This window comes from Providencia sp. PROV188 (assembly GCF_027595165.1).
Lineage (GTDB): Bacteria > Pseudomonadota > Gammaproteobacteria > Enterobacterales > Enterobacteriaceae > Providencia > Providencia lanzhouensis.
Genome location: NZ_CP097292.1, coordinates 64491 through 82178, shown reverse-complemented (window position 1 = coordinate 82178; position 17688 = coordinate 64491). Strand labels below are relative to the sequence as shown.

14 protein-coding genes and 1 pseudogene are annotated in these 17688 nt (G+C 34.9%); 5 read left to right on the top strand and 10 right to left on the bottom strand.

Features of this window, described 5'->3' with window-relative positions; genetic code table 11:
• Nucleotides 1-174 precede the first annotated feature (174 nt).
• The 3 genes from M5X66_RS18225 to M5X66_RS18215 all read left to right on the top strand — a co-directional run bounded on the left by M5X66_RS18225 (nt 175) and on the right by M5X66_RS18215 (nt 3502).
• Nucleotides 175-1389 (top strand): AAA family ATPase, encoded by a 1215-nt coding sequence (locus M5X66_RS18225; RefSeq protein WP_222859990.1) that lies wholly within the window; start codon nt 175-177, stop codon nt 1387-1389.
• The gene (locus M5X66_RS18220; protein WP_036954288.1) at nt 1379-2353 is read left to right on the top strand and encodes a ParB family protein; all 975 of its coding nucleotides are present in this window, start codon (nt 1379-1381) and stop codon (nt 2351-2353) included. Before M5X66_RS18225 ends, M5X66_RS18220 begins: the two co-directional genes overlap by 11 nt.
• Before the next feature lie 210 nt (nt 2354-2563).
• Nucleotides 2564-3502 (top strand): RepA family replication protein, encoded by a 939-nt coding sequence (locus M5X66_RS18215; RefSeq protein ID WP_051422734.1) that lies wholly within the window; start codon nt 2564-2566, stop codon nt 3500-3502.
• 1675 nt (nt 3503-5177) lie between these two features.
• Here the strand turns inward: M5X66_RS18215 and M5X66_RS18210 are convergent.
• The 10 genes from M5X66_RS18210 to sicP form a co-directional block, all read right to left on the bottom strand.
• Nucleotides 5178-5894: an ADP-ribosyltransferase gene (locus tag M5X66_RS18210; RefSeq protein ID WP_036954285.1), complete on the bottom strand. Its 717-nt coding sequence runs from the start codon at nt 5892-5894 to the stop codon at nt 5178-5180.
• Nucleotides 5895-6780: 886 nt separating this feature from the next.
• Nucleotides 6781-7854, bottom strand: coding sequence for a DUF3491 domain-containing protein (locus tag M5X66_RS18205; RefSeq protein WP_036954281.1), 1074 nt, complete (start codon nt 7852-7854; stop codon nt 6781-6783).
• Nucleotides 7855-7917: 63 nt separating this feature from the next.
• Nucleotides 7918-8175 (bottom strand): hypothetical protein, encoded by a 258-nt coding sequence (locus tag M5X66_RS18200; RefSeq protein ID WP_148444773.1) that lies wholly within the window; start codon nt 8173-8175, stop codon nt 7918-7920.
• A 344-nt stretch (nt 8176-8519) separates the two neighbouring features.
• Nucleotides 8520-9896 carry a hydrogenase gene (locus M5X66_RS18195; RefSeq protein ID WP_230086698.1) on the bottom strand — a complete coding sequence of 459 codons (1377 nt, stop codon included), beginning with the start codon at nt 9894-9896 and terminating at the stop codon, nt 8520-8522.
• A 17-nt stretch (nt 9897-9913) separates the two neighbouring features.
• Complete coding sequence (locus tag M5X66_RS18815; protein ID WP_230480614.1) at nt 9914-10408, bottom strand: TcdA/TcdB catalytic glycosyltransferase domain-containing protein; 495 nt, start codon at nt 10406-10408, stop codon at nt 9914-9916.
• Nucleotides 10384-11154 carry a TcdA/TcdB catalytic glycosyltransferase domain-containing protein gene (locus M5X66_RS18810; protein WP_336432857.1) on the bottom strand — a complete coding sequence of 257 codons (771 nt, stop codon included), beginning with the start codon at nt 11152-11154 and terminating at the stop codon, nt 10384-10386. The genes M5X66_RS18815 and M5X66_RS18810 overlap by 25 nt, the downstream gene beginning before the upstream one ends.
• A gap of 153 nt (nt 11155-11307) precedes the next feature.
• A complete protein-coding gene (locus M5X66_RS18185; protein WP_036954271.1) occupies nt 11308-11637 on the bottom strand; it encodes a hypothetical protein in 330 nt (109 codons plus the stop codon).
• A gap of 930 nt (nt 11638-12567) precedes the next feature.
• Entirely contained in the window at nt 12568-13710 is a 1143-nt protein-coding gene (locus M5X66_RS18180) for an EspG domain-containing protein (RefSeq protein ID WP_036954268.1), read from the bottom strand.
• A gap of 94 nt (nt 13711-13804) precedes the next feature.
• Nucleotides 13805-15496 (bottom strand): type III secretion system effector BopA family protein, encoded by a 1692-nt coding sequence (locus M5X66_RS18175; protein ID WP_036954265.1) that lies wholly within the window; start codon nt 15494-15496, stop codon nt 13805-13807.
• 29 nt (nt 15497-15525) lie between these two features.
• Nucleotides 15526-15897 carry a chaperone SicP gene (gene sicP / locus M5X66_RS18170; protein WP_036954261.1) on the bottom strand — a complete coding sequence of 124 codons (372 nt, stop codon included), beginning with the start codon at nt 15895-15897 and terminating at the stop codon, nt 15526-15528.
• Nucleotides 15898-16539: 642 nt separating this feature from the next.
• Here sicP and M5X66_RS18160 point away from each other — a divergent pair.
• Together M5X66_RS18160 and M5X66_RS18155 are read left to right on the top strand one after the other, a co-directional pair.
• A pseudogene (locus M5X66_RS18160) lies at nt 16540-16720 on the top strand (IS3 family transposase); the annotation flags it as partial.
• Nucleotides 16721-16805: 85 nt separating this feature from the next.
• Entirely contained in the window at nt 16806-17600 is a 795-nt protein-coding gene (locus M5X66_RS18155; RefSeq protein ID WP_080684238.1) for a hypothetical protein, read from the top strand.
• Nucleotides 17601-17688 lie beyond the last annotated feature (88 nt).

Here is a 17688-nt window from a genome sequence, read left to right as displayed (position 1 = left end):
TGATTTCAACGTGAAACCCAAGGTGAACGATCTTATTTCTCCTTAAAAATCAACTATGTATGTTGTTTTTGTGCGGTGGTGAATAAATTTTTCATAAATAATGTTTACAAGGCGTTCAGTATGTAGGAATATTAGGTTAAATCTAAAATGCTGCATAAAAAGGAACTCTAGGTGATTAAGCAAAATAATCAATTTAATAAAATTGCTGGCCGTTCTATAAAATTACTGCAGTCTTTAACTACTCAGATCCAATCTCAAAAAGAAGAGTTGAATGAAACGACATATTATCAAGTATTCTCCAAAGCGGCAGTCGCTAAATTACCAAAATTGACTCGTGCCAGCGTCGATTATGCGGTGAATGAGATGGAGGCGCTTGGCTATGAGTTTGAAAAAAGACAGGCGGGGACATCATCGAAATATGCGATGACTATCCAAAATATTGTTGATATTTATCACCATCGTGGGATCCCAAAATATCGAGACCGATATTCCGAAGCGTTTACTTTTTTTATTGGTAATTTAAAGGGGGGGGTATCGAAAACGGTAAGTACGGTATCTCTTGCGCATGCATTGAGAACACATCCGCATCTTATATTTGAAGATTTAAGGATCCTTGTTATCGATCTCGATCCTCAAGCATCAGCAACGATGTTTTTAGACCATATGCAGTCCATTGGCTCTGTTGAAACAACGGCCGCTCAGGCTATGCTTCAAAATGTGACTCGAGACGAGTTGCTTAGTGAGTTTATCTTACCGTCTGTGGTTCAAGGTGTTGATGTCATACCTGCATCGATTGAAGATGCCTTTATTGCTTCACAGTGGGAAATTTTATGTGCGGAATATTTACCCAATCATAATTTCTATACGGTTCTTCGCGATAACATTATCAATAAAATTAAGCATGACTATGATTTTATTTTTATTGATAGTGGACCTCATTTAGATGCATTTTTATCGAATGCGATTGCTGCAGCTGATATTTTAATGACGCCAGTACCTCCTGCACAAGTTGATTTTCATTCTACGCTGAAATATTTAACGCGTTTACCTGAGCTTATCGACTTAATCCAGTCTACAGGCGAGAATGTTAAATTGATTAGTAATATTGGGTTTATGTCTAAACTTGCAAGTAAAACAGATCACAAACTATGTCATAGTTTAGCGAAGGAAATTTTTGGTGGTGATATGCTCGATGTTGCATTGCCTCGCTTGGATGGATTTGAACGTTGTGGAGAATCATTTGATACCGTGATTTCTGCAAATCCTGCAACGTATATAGGAAGTGCTGAGGCTTTAAAAAATGCTAAAAGCGCAGCGGAAGATTTCGCAAAAGCGGTCTTTGATCGTGTAGAGTTTCTTCGAATAAATCGAGGTTATTATGCAAGCTAAAAGAAAAACAATTGGCAGAACGTTAAGTGCGACTTCATTTTCTCATTTAGCAAATAACCAAGAGCATACTCAGCGATTTATTCTTAAATCAGGAAAGTCTGCTGTTTTCCATTTGGAACACATTGCTGCAGATGAGATAGAAGAAAAAACATTTGTTCGATTTGCTGTTAACGGTCGAGATCAACGTGCATTGACGCCGGAATCATTAATTGATATCACTCGCACAATTAAATTACAGCAATTTTTCCCGGTTATCGGTTTCAGAGCAAATGGAAAAATTGAAATATTAGATGGTTCGAGACGAAGAGCTGCTGCGCTAATTTGTCATGTTGGACTCATGATCCTTGTTACTGAATCCGAAATTAGCAGTGAGGATGCAAGACAATTAGCGGCGGATATTCAAACTGCGAAAGAACATAATTTAAGAGAAGTCGGTTTACGTTTATTACAATTACGAGAAAAAGGCTATTCTCAAAAAGATATCGCAAAAATTGAAAATCTATCAGAATCAAAAGTAACGCGAGCAATACAGGCGGCTTCCGCGCCGGATGATCTGGTTGCATTGTTCCCCGTTCAAGCAGAATTGAATTACAGTGATTATAAGTTACTATTAAACATCGAGCAGATCATTCAAACCCACAATTTACTCAGAAATGACATATTCGAATATGTCAATGAGCATGTTGCTCACCTAATTAGCACTAATCAGATAGCCTCTGATGAGCTAAAAAAAGAAATTTTATATGCACTAAAAGATATTACTGATAATTTGAGTGCCAAAAATCAACACAACCTTGCAACAGTCAGTCCGCTATGGGCTTTTGAAGATAAAAACACATATGCGAGAAAACGAATGAAAGGGCGAGGGTTTAGTTATGAATTTAATCGCGTCCCTAAAGAGTTACAAGAGCTACTTGATTCTAAAATTAATGAAATTCTGACAAGTTTTTATGAAAACATGTGAATAGCATGATACATCTGGGGCTAGAGATGAATTATTTTATCTCTGGAAATGCAAAACCCCCTGCTATCTTTTCTAATCTTGGCGGATGCGAAAGATAAACAGGGGGGTAACTGGCAATTCTGTTAGGATATTGTTGAGTTCCTATCAGGGAGTATAGAATTATGTGTAAAAAAATTCAACTCCTTCCGTACAACATAAGTACGGAACCTTATGGCTAATGCTGAAACCTTACCCACAACATCTTGTTTTCCAAGAAAAGTTCATCGTCATTATGTACCAAAATTTTTAGGTCAATTACCGAAATTGGTGCCTGTGCGTCGCTTTGCTGCGGCGTTAAAATGTCACGATTGGAACCGAAACCCGTATATTTACCAACTGCGTTACGCCCGAAAGCAGAGGATCTCCGTGCGTTCAGAGCGTCGAGAAACTTTTGATACTCTCGCGATGGCGATGATTGCGTATGCGGATTATAACCCGGAAAGTGACACCCTCTTTGAAGTGATGTGCTCGGTGGAAAAGTTGGCTGAGCTGTGTGGTCAACTGTACCGCTATGAAAGTGGTCGTAAAAGTTACGATCCCATATTGCATGCGCTGCGTGATTGGGAACACGCCAATCTGATTATCATTGACCGCGATTTTGATGTTGAAGCGAAACAATACAAAGCGATGCGTATCTGGATACGCCCTGAGTTTTTTCATGGGCTAGGTTTTTCGAAACAGGAATTGCGTGATGTTGTGACCAGTTTCAGCCGTTGGATGGAAAAACGTGGCTTAAAAGAAAGCTACCAAAAGCGCTATGCACAACATGTGTTACGTCTCGCTCGAGCGAATGTGGCATCGCTGGATGATAAACATAAACTTCGAAAACTGCTCAACAATCTGAAAACATTAGTGATTGGGGAGGATGAGACGCTAAAACAAGAGAAGAAACATTTAGTCAAGGCTTTGAAGGAAAAGAAAGCGTTAGCCCAAAGCTTGCGCGTACCTGAAAGTTCAGAGCGGGCGGCATGGCGTCGTTTTGAAGCCTGGAAGGCGACTCAGCCATTAGCGGTTGTAATGGCCTTTGAGCGTAAAATGAAAACCTTGTATCCAAGTGTTCAAGGGCAAGCACTCTATTTGCATTACCTTGAGCACCTGCCTGACTCTTAATCCTGTTATTTTAAATAACCGCCTTGACTGGCGGTAGTTTCGTTTGCCCTAAACTTGGATAGCCTGTTTTTTTAGCGAAAAATGCTTATCCCAGTCCCTCCGTTCTTTGCTGCGAGGGGGGGGGACGAACATGTTCGTTCTTTATTTAGACTATTAACTTCGAATGATTTTATTCTCATCAATTAACTTCGAATCGTATTGGCGTTTTAGCGTTAAATTCGTTCTTAGGTTCTGAACTAAACGACCTTATAAATAAGGAGTTGCGGCTCTGCTTTTTCAAGCCGCCACTCTAAAGAGATAAAAACAATAAAGCCTTCGCTTACACGCCATAAATGGCAGTCGCTCAGAAGAAGGTGAAAAGACCGTGCGATTGCCCCCGTAAAGCTGACCTTCGGTCACCTTAACGCGCAGCTACAGCCGTTCATCGAGGCTACGCCTCTCGCCCGTCTCACTGCGTTTTTCAAAGGGACAAAAAACTATACAATTGTTTTAATTCCTCTAGGCTTAACCAGGGCGGGGGAGGGATTGGGGTATTTATCCGTCCGCCACCGCTAGCGCGGGTCTCGACGGCCCTCACCTAATGGTATTCTCTGAAACAGCTTTTGCCGTCTACAGCCCTACGGGCGGGTGATTTCGGTGAAATTTCGTGATAATCTGGTATTAATACATTGAGAAGAAACATAATCTGGAAGTCCGCATTATATGGAATGTAAACATAGACCTGAAAACAACTGACTCAGAAAAAAATTGAAAAAATCCATCGCAGGTAATTTATTCTCGTCGTAAATCTGTGGTGGTCAATACCCAGCACAAACCGAATCTCCTCTCAAAAGTACCACCATTCGATTTTCCCTAAATCAAATATTGTCTTGCTTCCATAAGCCACCGTGTAACATACCGGATCACGATTATGCTAAGGGCGACAGTTAAGCGGATGATTTAATTACAAATTCAATGTGACTGACACGTTAAAACACCGTTCAAAAATGGGCTAAACAATAACGAACAATATGATAACAACTTCATATCCTCATTTTGATTTAAGAAAAAATCATTGGTTCGGTACATTCTGTTTGCTGACGTAGTAGCTCTTAAACTGGCGTAGAGAGGATAAGGCGGCTCTAAACGTCCAATCGGAGAATCTATTTACAAACCACGCTGAAACAAAAACATTTTCAACGGGGGGATGTTGAGTGACTTATTTACTTTGGTTAAACATCGAATGATTGACGTGCCTGTTGCAATGATATTGTGCACCAACATGATTTGTTTTGTTTCACTTCCGAGACTGAACAGCTCAAAGATTTAGGGTTTCCTTGACACTTTATTTATTAGAGGTACACAATTTCTAGTACTAAGTAAAGAATGGCAATCTGGATTATGGTAATAAATAACTATATCGGGGCTTTCTTATTTCTGGCTCTCACTAAATGCTTGAAGCAAAGAGGAGCAAGCATCCACAGCAAAATTGTCGTAATTGTTATATGAGTACATTAGTCAATTTATATGCATCAACGTATCACGCTAATTTTTTCTTTAGGGGGCTCATAGAGGATATTAAGAAGTGTAATTTTACAAGAGTCATTTTGTATGTAAGGCAAGCCCACCCCATTTCTTTCTCAAACTCTTGCTGATACCAGACCGACAGTCGTCCACACTAAAAAGTAATATTGATTTAACGGGATTGATTTGCTAAATCTAGTGCATCAACTAAAAGAGGGATATGCCCGCAGCCTTCTGATACCGAGGCTTCTTCTAACACTCGGTACTCTCGTTTTTGAACCGTATGACGCAGCAATAAACGCATTGCCGTGTTTTTGGGATACAGAACTTCAGCTTCAATTGTATCTTTGTTCACAGGTACCATATCAAAACCTGAACACCCAAATATGACGCTCCAAAGAGAATATTTATTCTCTTCTGCAAATTCACGTGCGATATTGGGATCTCGTGAGGTAGATAAATAAGCTGGATCCTGCCCAACTTTGCCCTCAGCAATCGAACCCAATGCATCTGTTACTTGTGAGCCTCTATAGGTTTTTGTCAAAATATTCAATGAGGATTTTGCCAGCGCTTTTGATAAAGCAATATCAAGTAATTGTTCCGCAGACGTCATAGTTTGCCCTGACCTTAATTTACGATTCAGTGGTTTATACGCCTCTCCTGAATAAAGTTTCACTGCTACTATCTCTGCAGTAGAAAGAAGGCTAACGGACTGACTGCTAGTTGTTATATTTTTAATGGCTAAAGCTAATGGGAAGTGGTTCTTTAATTGATCAAGTAACTCCTCTTCAGATAAGGATGTCCACACAGATTGAATCCGATTTGTACTCGATTCATCATTAGTTCCTGGAACATTCCCTGTCAAGCTAATCCCACTACCAATATTCATCTCAATCACCTATTGACTCAAATTGTTCATCATTATGCAAAAAGGAAAACAATGGTGAAATTATTCTACCGCAAAAGTGCAAAGGGATATCATATGCACACTAAACAATGAAAATGTTATAGTTACCCTTGAGGCGATGGATGAGCACAGTGAACTACTCAGCAATCTCATACATCTTAAAAGTATGTCGTTTCCTGTCAATCATTCCTCTTTGCTTTATCGTTCGCTAATTAATCTGTATCTTATTCTTTCTCATTGATTCTGCTATTTAAGCCGCATGAAGGTATAAGTTTCATGCGGCTTAGCGTGTTTAAAGGGATTTAAAAAGCATTTTCAGCCCCATCAATGCATTAACAATTTACAGTTCGAACTTAGTGTTTAATTACATTCAAATATTAATACATTTCCTTGAGATGTACTTACTAATTTATAAATATCCAATAATGTTAAATATGTTGAGTTAGAGAACTCTAGTCTTGATAAAGACGAATCCAATTTAGATGAGTCAGAACTCAACAACGTATACTCTTTTTGATGACTCCCTTTATGTACAGTAATTATTAATTTACTTCCTGAAACTTTAGCATATACAGCTATTTTTTCACCACTCACTGGAACTAATAATGGAGATATATCTATATGTTCTATTTTAGATGCTGAATTTTTTAAAATGATGGTTGTTGGTTCGCTGTTAATAGCATTTTATATATAGTGAACCCCTGATTCACCATATGTTATACTAGAATAATTTGTTGGAACATTAAATGAAATATCAGGTTTATTGATAATGCACTCAATATTTTTATTAGTTACAAATATTTTCATTAATTAATCAAAGAAAATGCAAGTGTTTTTTTGCAATATGATTCATAGAGAGAGTTGATAATTAACTCATAATCCAACTCATTGTTTTTATGATGTTTTTCCAGGATTTCATATTCGCACTTTCCAATGTGAAAGTTTTTTTATCTTCCGTTAGTTTTAAATTCAATCCATCTTCAGTTGAAAATACTAATTTATTAACATACTCTGAAATATCACCATCTTTATGTGCATGAATTTCGATTCTTTTTGCATCTAGATTTCTATTTTTATCAAAAAACAGATAAATACTATCATCATTATATGTTATATGGTCTATATCATTGATTCCACCTTTGTATTTAAAATATTGCATGCCAGAATTAGGTGATAAATGTATACTTGTTCTATATACTTTAGTTTTTGTATCTGGGACAGGTATTTCAACAACATTATTGCCTCCCCCTAGATGAACAGTTCCACCAATAGCCCCAAGAGTGAAATGGTTATCATATTGATTTCCTATAAAGGTATCGTATCCATAGTCAGAACCTATTAAAGTATTAATGTTATTCTGTATCAAATCCATCATTTTTGAGGAATGATGGGTAAGATATGGCAGTAACGAACGCACTACAGTTTGTCGGCTATTTTGATTTAGATTAACGTGAACAGAAAATCCTTGTCCAAGATTTTTAAATGATAAAATGTTTTGAGTATGAGGTTGACCTTGAAAGTCTACGTTTCCTATACCATTTGTTTGTAAAATCATACCATTTTTTCCTCCTTTCAAAGTAAACCAAGATTCTTTCATCGCATGTAAAATATCTTGATTTTTAAGTAAAAATAGTTCTTTTTCTAATGGAGGAATAGCAAATGTAGTAAAGTTATCCGAACAAGTTATGATTGTTGATTTATGATCCTTATGCATTAATACATGATCTGTTCTCGCTAACTCTTTATAGGTTCCGTCATTCATTCTTTTAGCTTCTGTATAAGCTATAATACGAGCACTATATCCGAGAATCACTGTTGTATAATCCCCTTTAGGGATCACTGGAAATGTTGGCTGCCACAAACGATTCGCATACCCTTTAGCTAATTGATACTCATGCTTTGCGTTATCATTACAAATAACTTTATCTATGCTTCCAACCAAATGAATTTCTGGGATATCGAGTGTACTTGTGCAAGCTTTTGCATACCCACTACTCTCTTTAACTTATTGATCACTCAAATGTGCATGATTGCCAAAGTCTCTCCCATCATTGTAAGAGCGATAGGCATTGAATGTAGGTGGAGAGACACTCAAATCAATAGTTACTCCGCCTAACAATTTATTAGGTGATAAATCAAGTAATTTTTTTTCTGGCTTTGCTAAGATAGTTAATTTGGAAGACTCGTTTAAATAATGCTCTAAAGACAACCACGCCTTTCTTCTCATATCAATATGATGATTATGTCTTAATAGATTTTTCACTTCCTGTTGAAAAAATAAATAGGAATTGTAGACAATGCTAACGGGGGAAAAACGGTACCTAATAAGGCCAAAGAGGTATAAGTAGTTGCAAAACCAATGTCAATACCAGCCAAGAGTCGTTCCTTACTGCTGATATTTGGATTTAAGTAAGTTTGGACAGCATCTCCTAATGACCATAGGTTAAGAGCAGTATCAAGGAGTGGTAGCTTTATCACGGTTGCAGCTTTGGTCAATAAACTTCCTGTTGCACCTCCAAACTTTGTAGCTATCCTTTTGAGGAATTATTCCATCCATTCTATAATGAGAAAATAATGAACCACTCTTATATTTATTGGGGTCAAATTTTATTTTTTTATTTTATTTTGTTTTTTTATTGGTTTAGGTTTTGACTCAAATATTTCAACGTTTAATATATCTTGTAATGACTTATCTTTATGGCTTATTTTATACTTTGCCAATGCATCACCATTTATAGAAATAACGCGATTAAACATTAATTCATTATTTTTACTATCTATTTTTAGTTTGTATTTATTCCCTTTGTCTAAACCTTCTTTGTTAAATACACTTAGGAAGTATTCTCTAAATTTATTTTCATCTGAAAACTCAACAACGCCTCCATTTGCATCATAAAATCCATGGATACGAATATCTCCGTTATTAATAGACCATGCAGCCATAGCATGACCGGGAGCCTCCAATTTTAGCAGAACGGGTTCAGTACTCTTGTTATTCAACATACTTAGAACTTCGTTTAAAGGTATATTTTCTTTTTTATTCTTCCACACAATATTGTATGTTGAATGCATGGGGTTTTTGGCATGCAATTTAGATAACGTCAATAGTAATTGCTTAGCATTTGCTATCTCTATTTCAGTATAATGAATCGGCTCACTTAATACTGACGCCGCTGAATATAAATTCTCAAATAATTTTCCAGGCGCTTTTTGTTGATTGGTACTCTGTAAATGTTTTTCTGCCAGAATTAACATCGACAATGGGTCACATCGACCACCAAACCCATCTCCAGATAGATTTAATATTAATAATTGAGGCATCAATTTTTCTGTTGCGAATTTATCAATATTACCACTTGATGTAACTTTATCGAAAAGTTGATGATATTTTTCTAGCATAGGTTGAAACGTTATAGATAAAGCTCGACGTTCAACTTCATACGCTAATTCTCCCATTTGTTTATCATTAAGTTGCGATCTGTTTTTTTTCATGAGCTCAACAATTTCTTTTATATTCATTTCACTTTTGAATCCAGTAATGTTGCGGATTGCATCTGCATCGCTATATCCTTGTAGAAAATCATTGGAGGTCCTAATATCTTTGACGACTGGTCCTGTTGTATCAGCTTTAAGTAGCTCTCCATATTCTTTAAGATATTTCTCTATTTTTTTTAACTCTTCTTTTTTTCTGTTTTTTTGATTATTGCTATCTAATCCTGATACAAATAATTTTGCTTCAACCTTTTCACGTCCACGCAATGGTTCGTGGTGTTTAGTATTATCTTGGTTGTAGTAATAACGTTGTTCTCCTATTCCTTCAAATCTTAATTGTTCTCTTATTCCAAGAAGTTCTCGATATGTTTTTTCTTGATCTGAAATAATAAAATCCAGAACTTTGCTTCCTTTATGAGTAACAAGGAAGTTATTATTACCTCTTTCATTCCAACCTTTTCTATTCCCCCACCATTGATGGCGTTTAGACATAAGAAGTGAATCTCGTATTACTTTAGTTTGTACTGGAGAAAATATTTTTTTTCTTTCTTTATCTCATTGAGAATAAGCTCTAATCGTTGTTTATCTTCTATAGATAATTGATTTTTAGTTCCAGCACTTGGTTCTTCACTCACTAATGATAGTAGTTCATCAGTCATTGCACGACGAAGTGGTTCCTGTTCTAAAAAGTCAAAGTTTTTACTATTATCTTGAAGGATCTGATAAACGTTTGACGTATAGGCAGGGGCTATATCATAATCTGAATAAATGCCACCATGATTTTTTAATATGATTGCGCGTAACATGTCAGTTGCTGCTGCATAGTTTCCTCTAAGAATAAGCTCTCTTTGGTAGTATTGTTTGCTATGCACTTGTTTCATTTCTGGTAATTCTGTTACGCTATTTATATTTAATTTATCTGGTCCGAAAATAGCAATTAATTTATTCTTTGTTTCTTCTAGCTTATCTTTATTATATTTTAATTTTTTTTCAAAGGATTGAATTTTTTCCTCATCATAGTGCAGACCTCTTTTAAAAAAGAGATGCGGTTATTATCATTAAATGTTAGCAATCCCTTTGTATATGCATAATTCATTACAGCGTCTTGAAGTTGTAATGTTGATTTAAATAGATAATGTTCAAAATTATCTTTTAATTTTATATTGAATTCCGGCGTTAAATCAGTTGTTGTTTGTAATGTTTTCAACTCTTTTTCGGTTAATAGGTTAATCACCTCACTTTTAGCATTTTCAAAAGCTATTTCTTTAATCTCTTTATTAAACAAATAAGCAAGCATAGCATTTGGGTCTATCCATAAATTAAAAGTAAACTCAGGATATGCATTTTTATATGCGTGTGCATATTTTGTAATACTTTCAGGTGGAGCACCAGCAACCCAAACTACATGAATGAGTTTTTCTATTTCAACTTTATGGGACATATATTCATTTTGAATCTCATGGATTAAGTTTAAAATATTACTTCTTTCATTTGAATAGTTTTCACCATTACTTTTTTCATTTAATTTCTCATGGAGTTTCTCAAGCAAATTAGCTTGTTCTTTTAATAATTCTATTCCTTTTCTACTGTTTTTTTCACTTAAACTATTATAGTTATTTATGCTTTCTTTTAATGGTTTAAGCAATAAATGGTATGGTTTTTTTGGGGGGTGACTATTACGAAATACTTTATCTTCAATATTATCTTTAGATAAAGAATATTTTACATTATTGTTATTATTTGTTTCCACGTTATTTTTTTCAATATTATCAAGGCTTCTTTTTTTTACTTTTACATATTGAACTGATGAAATAGATGTTTTTGAGCTTTGTTCATTATAAGGATAATGTACGTCTACCGAAAATGGTAGACTAGATGCTTGAGGAATAACTGATGTGAATTTTTATTGATTGCTATCACTCAAGGATATTTGAGAAGAATCACCAGACATTAATAATCCTATACGATGTATAATCGCTGATTTCCAATTTCCAGTGGTCGAAACAGGAGGCGGGCTTGAAGGGTTAATTGTTTTTCTTATTTCCTCTTGAATTAATTTACCAATGGCTATGACTTCATCAGTTGAAGTATTTTTAACCTTTGTTATTCTATTGATGAACGGTTCATGTGTTATTTTTTCCTCGTTGTTTCTATTAATAGAATTAGGTATATTTGTTTTTTCTACTGGATTTCTTTCTTGTTGTGAGGGAAGGGGGATTGTATTAACTCTCATATATTACCTTGACTAAATTCAGTATGATTTTTATATTGATAATTCAATCAATATAAAGAATAGAGATTTGGTGTATGTGTTTGATATTATTTAACTTTTGTCTGAAATGGTATTTTTAGATGATAATGACAGTACCCATTAATATGTTAACTAGTTTGTATCCTCAGCTCTTATTTATAAATAGTGAATATAAAATAATCCGTTATAGTATCGATGATTTAATTTTATCCTCTAAGCTAATAACTAAGGAGGATATAGTTTTCTATATTCAAAAGTATCTTGTCAATAATTGAAAACTATATTATTAATTACTCAAAATATGAGGGAAAGTGCCCGGAATTAATATTAGGCTTACTTTTCTGAATTAAGCTGAAAAAATCTATGCCTATGAAGATGCTTGGTGTACGTATATCAATGAGAAATTTAACCAATCAATGAAAGAAATGGATATTATGTATGCAGGATTATTATTGAGATTATTAATTTTATAAATTGCGTGGGATTTAGTGGAGCAATCTCATGTATGCATGTACCAAAGATAGTGTGCTTTTTCTGTACTTTTTTATTGGGTTAGAATGACAATAGTATGACAAAATTGAGGTTTTCCCCCTTCTCTTACGTGTTCTTTGTATTGACATAACTAGCTTCTAAGCATTGACCTGTCACTGATATCAAGTTTGCCAGTGAACTTCATTCATGTATATATGTCTCATTGAGGAGTATTTGAACCGTATTAAATTTGAATTCAGGAGCATAAACAGGTTTTGATGTTTTAGCTTTTAGACTCTCTATCCCATGTAATTGATAATTCAATTCATGGGCGGAGCATAGCATGATTAACTTTAAACACTAGAGTATAAAAAAAGCACCCTTCAAATTAGACTAAAAGAGTCCAACGTTTAGGGAGCACTTCACTTTAGGGGGAGGGGGTTAATCTGTAAATATAGTTGAACCACTATATTCAGGATGAATACAAGCCTGCATCGAGGAAATATCGCATAGCATATTATTAGGTATAGTATATTCTGTTCGACAAATTAATAACCCGAGTTTATTTGGATGGTTTGGTGACATTGTGGGTAAGCCTGTATTATTGGTGATAAGGAAAGACCCATCTTGACTCGTTGTAGAAATGTTTACACTCATACATGAATTAGGTAAATTCATTCCATGTTCAGCCGAATGCATAAGTGCCTTATTAACCTGTTCTTGATTTAAGACTAAAACGGGCAATGGATATAACTGAAAGAAAGCGGAACACAGTGCTGTAATCCCTGATGAACATGTAAGCAGCTCATACAGATTATTGGTTTGTTGGTCGGTTCCATCACATAGATTTACAACTCGCATAGCTTCACTGGGCGTTAATGCACTTACTATATCGTTTGATTTTTTAGAGTCTAGCTTTAAAATTTGTGATAATTCGTTCTGGGCTTCAGTTGGAAGTGCCATTCCATCGACATGAATACTTACATTCCCGAATGCTCGATGGGCATCGATAAATACACTATTAAATGGTGATGTGCCTGCGAGCAGATCTCTTTCTGAAGAGTGAGGCGTCACAATTGAGGTTGAATGTTGAGTAGCTATTTTGAGTAAATTTCTCATAGAGTTTGGATTTGTTATTTCCATATCATGAGGTGCATGGTGTTTCATAAGATAAGGCTTATGAATACTAAATGGTAAATTGTGTTTTATTATTTCGGATTTTTCTCCATCAAAATGATGGACTTCTTCTTTGCCCGAACCATAGATTATACTTGCAGTGATATCTTCTCCGGGGCTAAGAGATATAGATAGTTTTGTTAAATCTTCAAATGTACCCTCTACTCGTGCTTTTTCACTTGCCATCGGCTGAACAGGGGTCATTTTACTTATTATATCTCTGGCTTGAGCTTGCTGTTCTTGTGAGTACTTAGGAAACCATATACCAAAAGACAGAATTTGTAGTGCTTTTTCTGCAAAAGTCATACTAGACCATGATTTTTTACCATTACTAGATGTAATCGTTGCCGCGTCTAAGATAGTTTGTGGAGTTAAATTGTTCGTGGTATTTATGCTTGTTATATTCATCGTTTAGTTCACTTTGCTCTTCTATTTTTTGAATAAAAGCACCTATCCAAATAGGTGCTTTTTAGCTAAATTTAACTTTTTTATTTAAAATATTTTATAATAGAGTGCTTACGAAATTTTTCGAAACTAACATATGTTCTAATTGGCGCAGTTGCAGCTGTTGGGGTCTGTCTTCTACCATTTTTTTGTTACGAGTCTCCCTTAAGTCTGTAATGATTTTCTCACTAGATAAGCTTGGATTTTTGATTAATTCCATTGCTGTAATTAACGTTCCTGTACGACCAACCCCGCCAAAACAGTGAACCATTGGTACGCTTGTAGTTGCTCTCGTATTTTCATAAATAGGTTCAATTGCATTGGACGTTTCTAGAGTTATTTGCGCTAATTCCAGTAATTGAGATGTACTTTGTAGAGCCTGATGATCTTTCCAACTTTGAACATGCATGACGGGGAGAGTATAGGCATCAGTCTCAGAGCTTATTTTTAAGTGATAATTATCAATTTCAACTCCACTTGGCGTTAGAACACCAGCTTCTTGGGTTACTTGAATATTTATAGAGCCAACGGTACCCGGTTGCCTGAAGTAATCAGGGAGTTTTTTAGCTCTTATTTGATCATCCCCAGTTAATATAACGAGGCAGGAAGGCTTTTGTTCGAGTATCATTCGCAGATGTGATTCTATACCACTTAGCGTTCCTTTTGGGTATGAGCAAGCTATAGCGACAGGAACTCCACCTGTTGACATAAGATTAGCCGGCATAGGGGTTTTATCCTGTAAATGAATTTGGGTATTAGGATTCACAGGAATATTACCGAATCGAGGCAAGTTTAATTTCGGTAGTTCTATCTTAACCGGACGACCACTTTGATGAGCTAGCAGTTTTTCTTTTAATGCCATCACATCTTTTGTTATTCCTTGGATTCGTTCTGCCGCTAATGATAGGTCATTATGAGAGGCTGAATTTACCCATGCTTCTACGGAACTACCAGTAGTTCCCCATTGAGAAAAAGGACTATTACCAACTAAAACACTTTTTAGTGTATTCTGAAACTCCTCCATTCCAGGAATACCGGACAAGTTAGATAAATTGGTTAGTAATGTTTGTAATGTTCTCAATGCCCCGCTACCTTCTGATAGTTTAGAATACTTTGTTTGTAATTCTTGACCTGAGAGCTTTTGTAATTCTTCTATTCGAGTCAAGCTAGTTAAGGCTGATGCAAGAGCGGCTTGTTGTATGTTTTTTGCCAGCGCTTCAACGGTATTATAATCTGGCGGGATCGTACCTTCAGTAACAATAATACTTGCTTTTAGATTATTTTTATTGGAGCCTGCAGAGATAAAGTTACTCATTGTTAAAGCTTGTTGAGCAACATTCGGACCATATTTTTGCTCTAATTCGTGGACAAATGACTCTTTAGCTTGCATCATTTGCGCTGCAGGAAGAAGAATTGTTTGAATTTTACGTTGTGTTAAAGGTGTATCACCAGAACTTAAGTTATAAGCTGAAATAACTTTATCCGCAGTGTTGGCACCATAGGAATTTGATAAAGCCTCTGCAAATACCGCTACGGTGGCTTGATTTGCTGTTTTGATATTTTCAATATGGGTTTTTACTGCACTTATGTTTTTAAAGAGTGGAAATTGACCTAAGAAACTTAAAATTCGACCACAAAATCCTTCACTTGCAGTGGTAATGGTTGATTCGTTGGAGGTGTTACTGATAACTAGACGAGCATCTTGACTTCCAGATACTTGCGAAAAATGGGATAAACTAATATGTTGCATAAAACATCCTCGCAATTAATGTTGATTACTTAGGTTAATCTTTCTTTAAAATCATCTAACTTATTTACAAATGATTCTATTTTATTAAGGATATTATCCTCACTTAAATTTGTAATTGAATCTAAATAAAGTAGAGCTTCTGATGTGGGTTCATAGCCGATTGTTCCCAAATTTTTTTCGGCAAGAACCCTATTTAAAATCATGAGATCGCACCAAAGACTGCAATTTTCTTGCTTTATCTTTGATATCAATCCATTTAATAACCAATAATGTTCATTAGCCTGTATAGATACTAATAAGTCATCATCAAGCAATAACATACATTGTTTATTATCATCAAAGGATAGTGGGATACCTAATTTATTACCGATAGAATTTAAAATATTTTGGTGTGATTTCATTTTTATACCTTTAATATTATCTGGTTATAGTATAATACTGGCAGGAATGTATTTTAATTGTTATCCGATGAACTCTTTTGCTTATCCTGCATATGTTTTTTGTTGGAGTGCTTTCTATGTTATTGTGAAATCTGTTTTAATAGTCTTTTAATGTTATTTTCATAAAAAATCTATTCTACTTTTGTTTTTATTTTAAATGTTATTATGTGTGTTTTAATTTTTTATTTCGCTTGGATTGTTATCTTGCTATTTATATTTAAATATATAAGGTTGAAATCTTTGATTCTAGATATTTTTGATTCAGATTGGTAGTGGAAATAAAATTTTAATTTTAAAATGGTATTTTATTGTGATATAACGTTATTTTTTTGCTATAAAAGTGATTATTTATCATTTTTATTTCGATAATTTAAAATTTAGTTTATATAGTTTTTAATTATGAATTAAATTCATAAATTTTATATATGATTCATGTATTGAGTGATAAATAATATCAAAAAATGCTCATCCTACCTGTTTGGTGTTATTACAATAGGTTGTCTTCATGCTTTTTATCAGATGTACCGTAAAACCATGTTCTTCAGGACGGGGATATAAGGCGTGATTTTCCAACTAACTTAGTGTGTACTGTTGTTCAATGTATTGCCGTTTGTAGGTGAGCGTTGTTTTGTAAAGGCTTAACAAGAAATCATCCGCTACATTATTGGATATTATAGCCAGTTCAGGTTGCATCAGAATAACAGCAGGGTAACGCCCAGTGAGTCAGAACGATTGTATTGGGAAATCTCTAAAAACCGTGGTCAATTTTAGTTTAGCACTATAGAGGGTAAATATTGTTGGAATAAAGTATTAGAATAAGGTAAGGATACGCTTTATTCATTGATGATAAGGATTATAGGGGGAAGTGGTTGATATGTGATTTAATTGTTTGTTTTTTGTTATCTGCATTGGTGGAGGCATTATCAATTTTTTTTGTGCGCTGGTATTATTTACATTTTGATTTTTTTATTTTAGATTTACGCATGTTTTTATATGGAGTTGTGAGGGTATTGATTATGTTTAGTTCTATTGGGCAGTCAACATGTAGAATGGTTAATAATCCGTGCATTAGAGCAGCAGCAGAGATCTCTTTTAAGCAGGAAAGAAATAGCGGGGGAATGTTGGACCGATTATTCGGAGTGAGAAGAGAGTCGCTATCTGTTCAGGTAAATAATCGGATTACATGTATAAGTTTAACAAAGGTAAATAAAGAAGTCGATAAGGCCATCTTACGTTCTGGTGTATATAAGCCTTCTTGGGTCTGTCAAGAAACAGTAACTCATCTATCTGCTGAGGTTAATAAAACTATTGATCGTATCTGTCACCAACAAGCGAAAAATATAAGTAACATTCAAAAAGATCGTATTTTTGCTCACCTCTCGAATAGATTGGGCTCTGGGGTTAAATTAGATTCTAGGTGTACACAGAGTTCAATTGGGCACATATTAAGAAATAACTCATATGTTACTAATAAGCTTGAGAATTTAGTATCTAGTAGAGATATGAGTAGCCACGAAAAAAATGAAATAAAAAATATTGTTACAAGTAAATTAACTGATATTGTCTTTGAAGATAAATTCGGAGGGGTGAGTGTAGAACAGTTAAGGAAGGATGCTACTCGAGAAGTAGAGACTCAATTAAAACGGTATTCTGCACCTTTTTAATTGAAAGTGATTAATTTAGTCGCTTTCAATTAATAGGATGTTTCCTGTGCATTATGGGATTTATTTCATTACTCGCTTCGGTCAAATT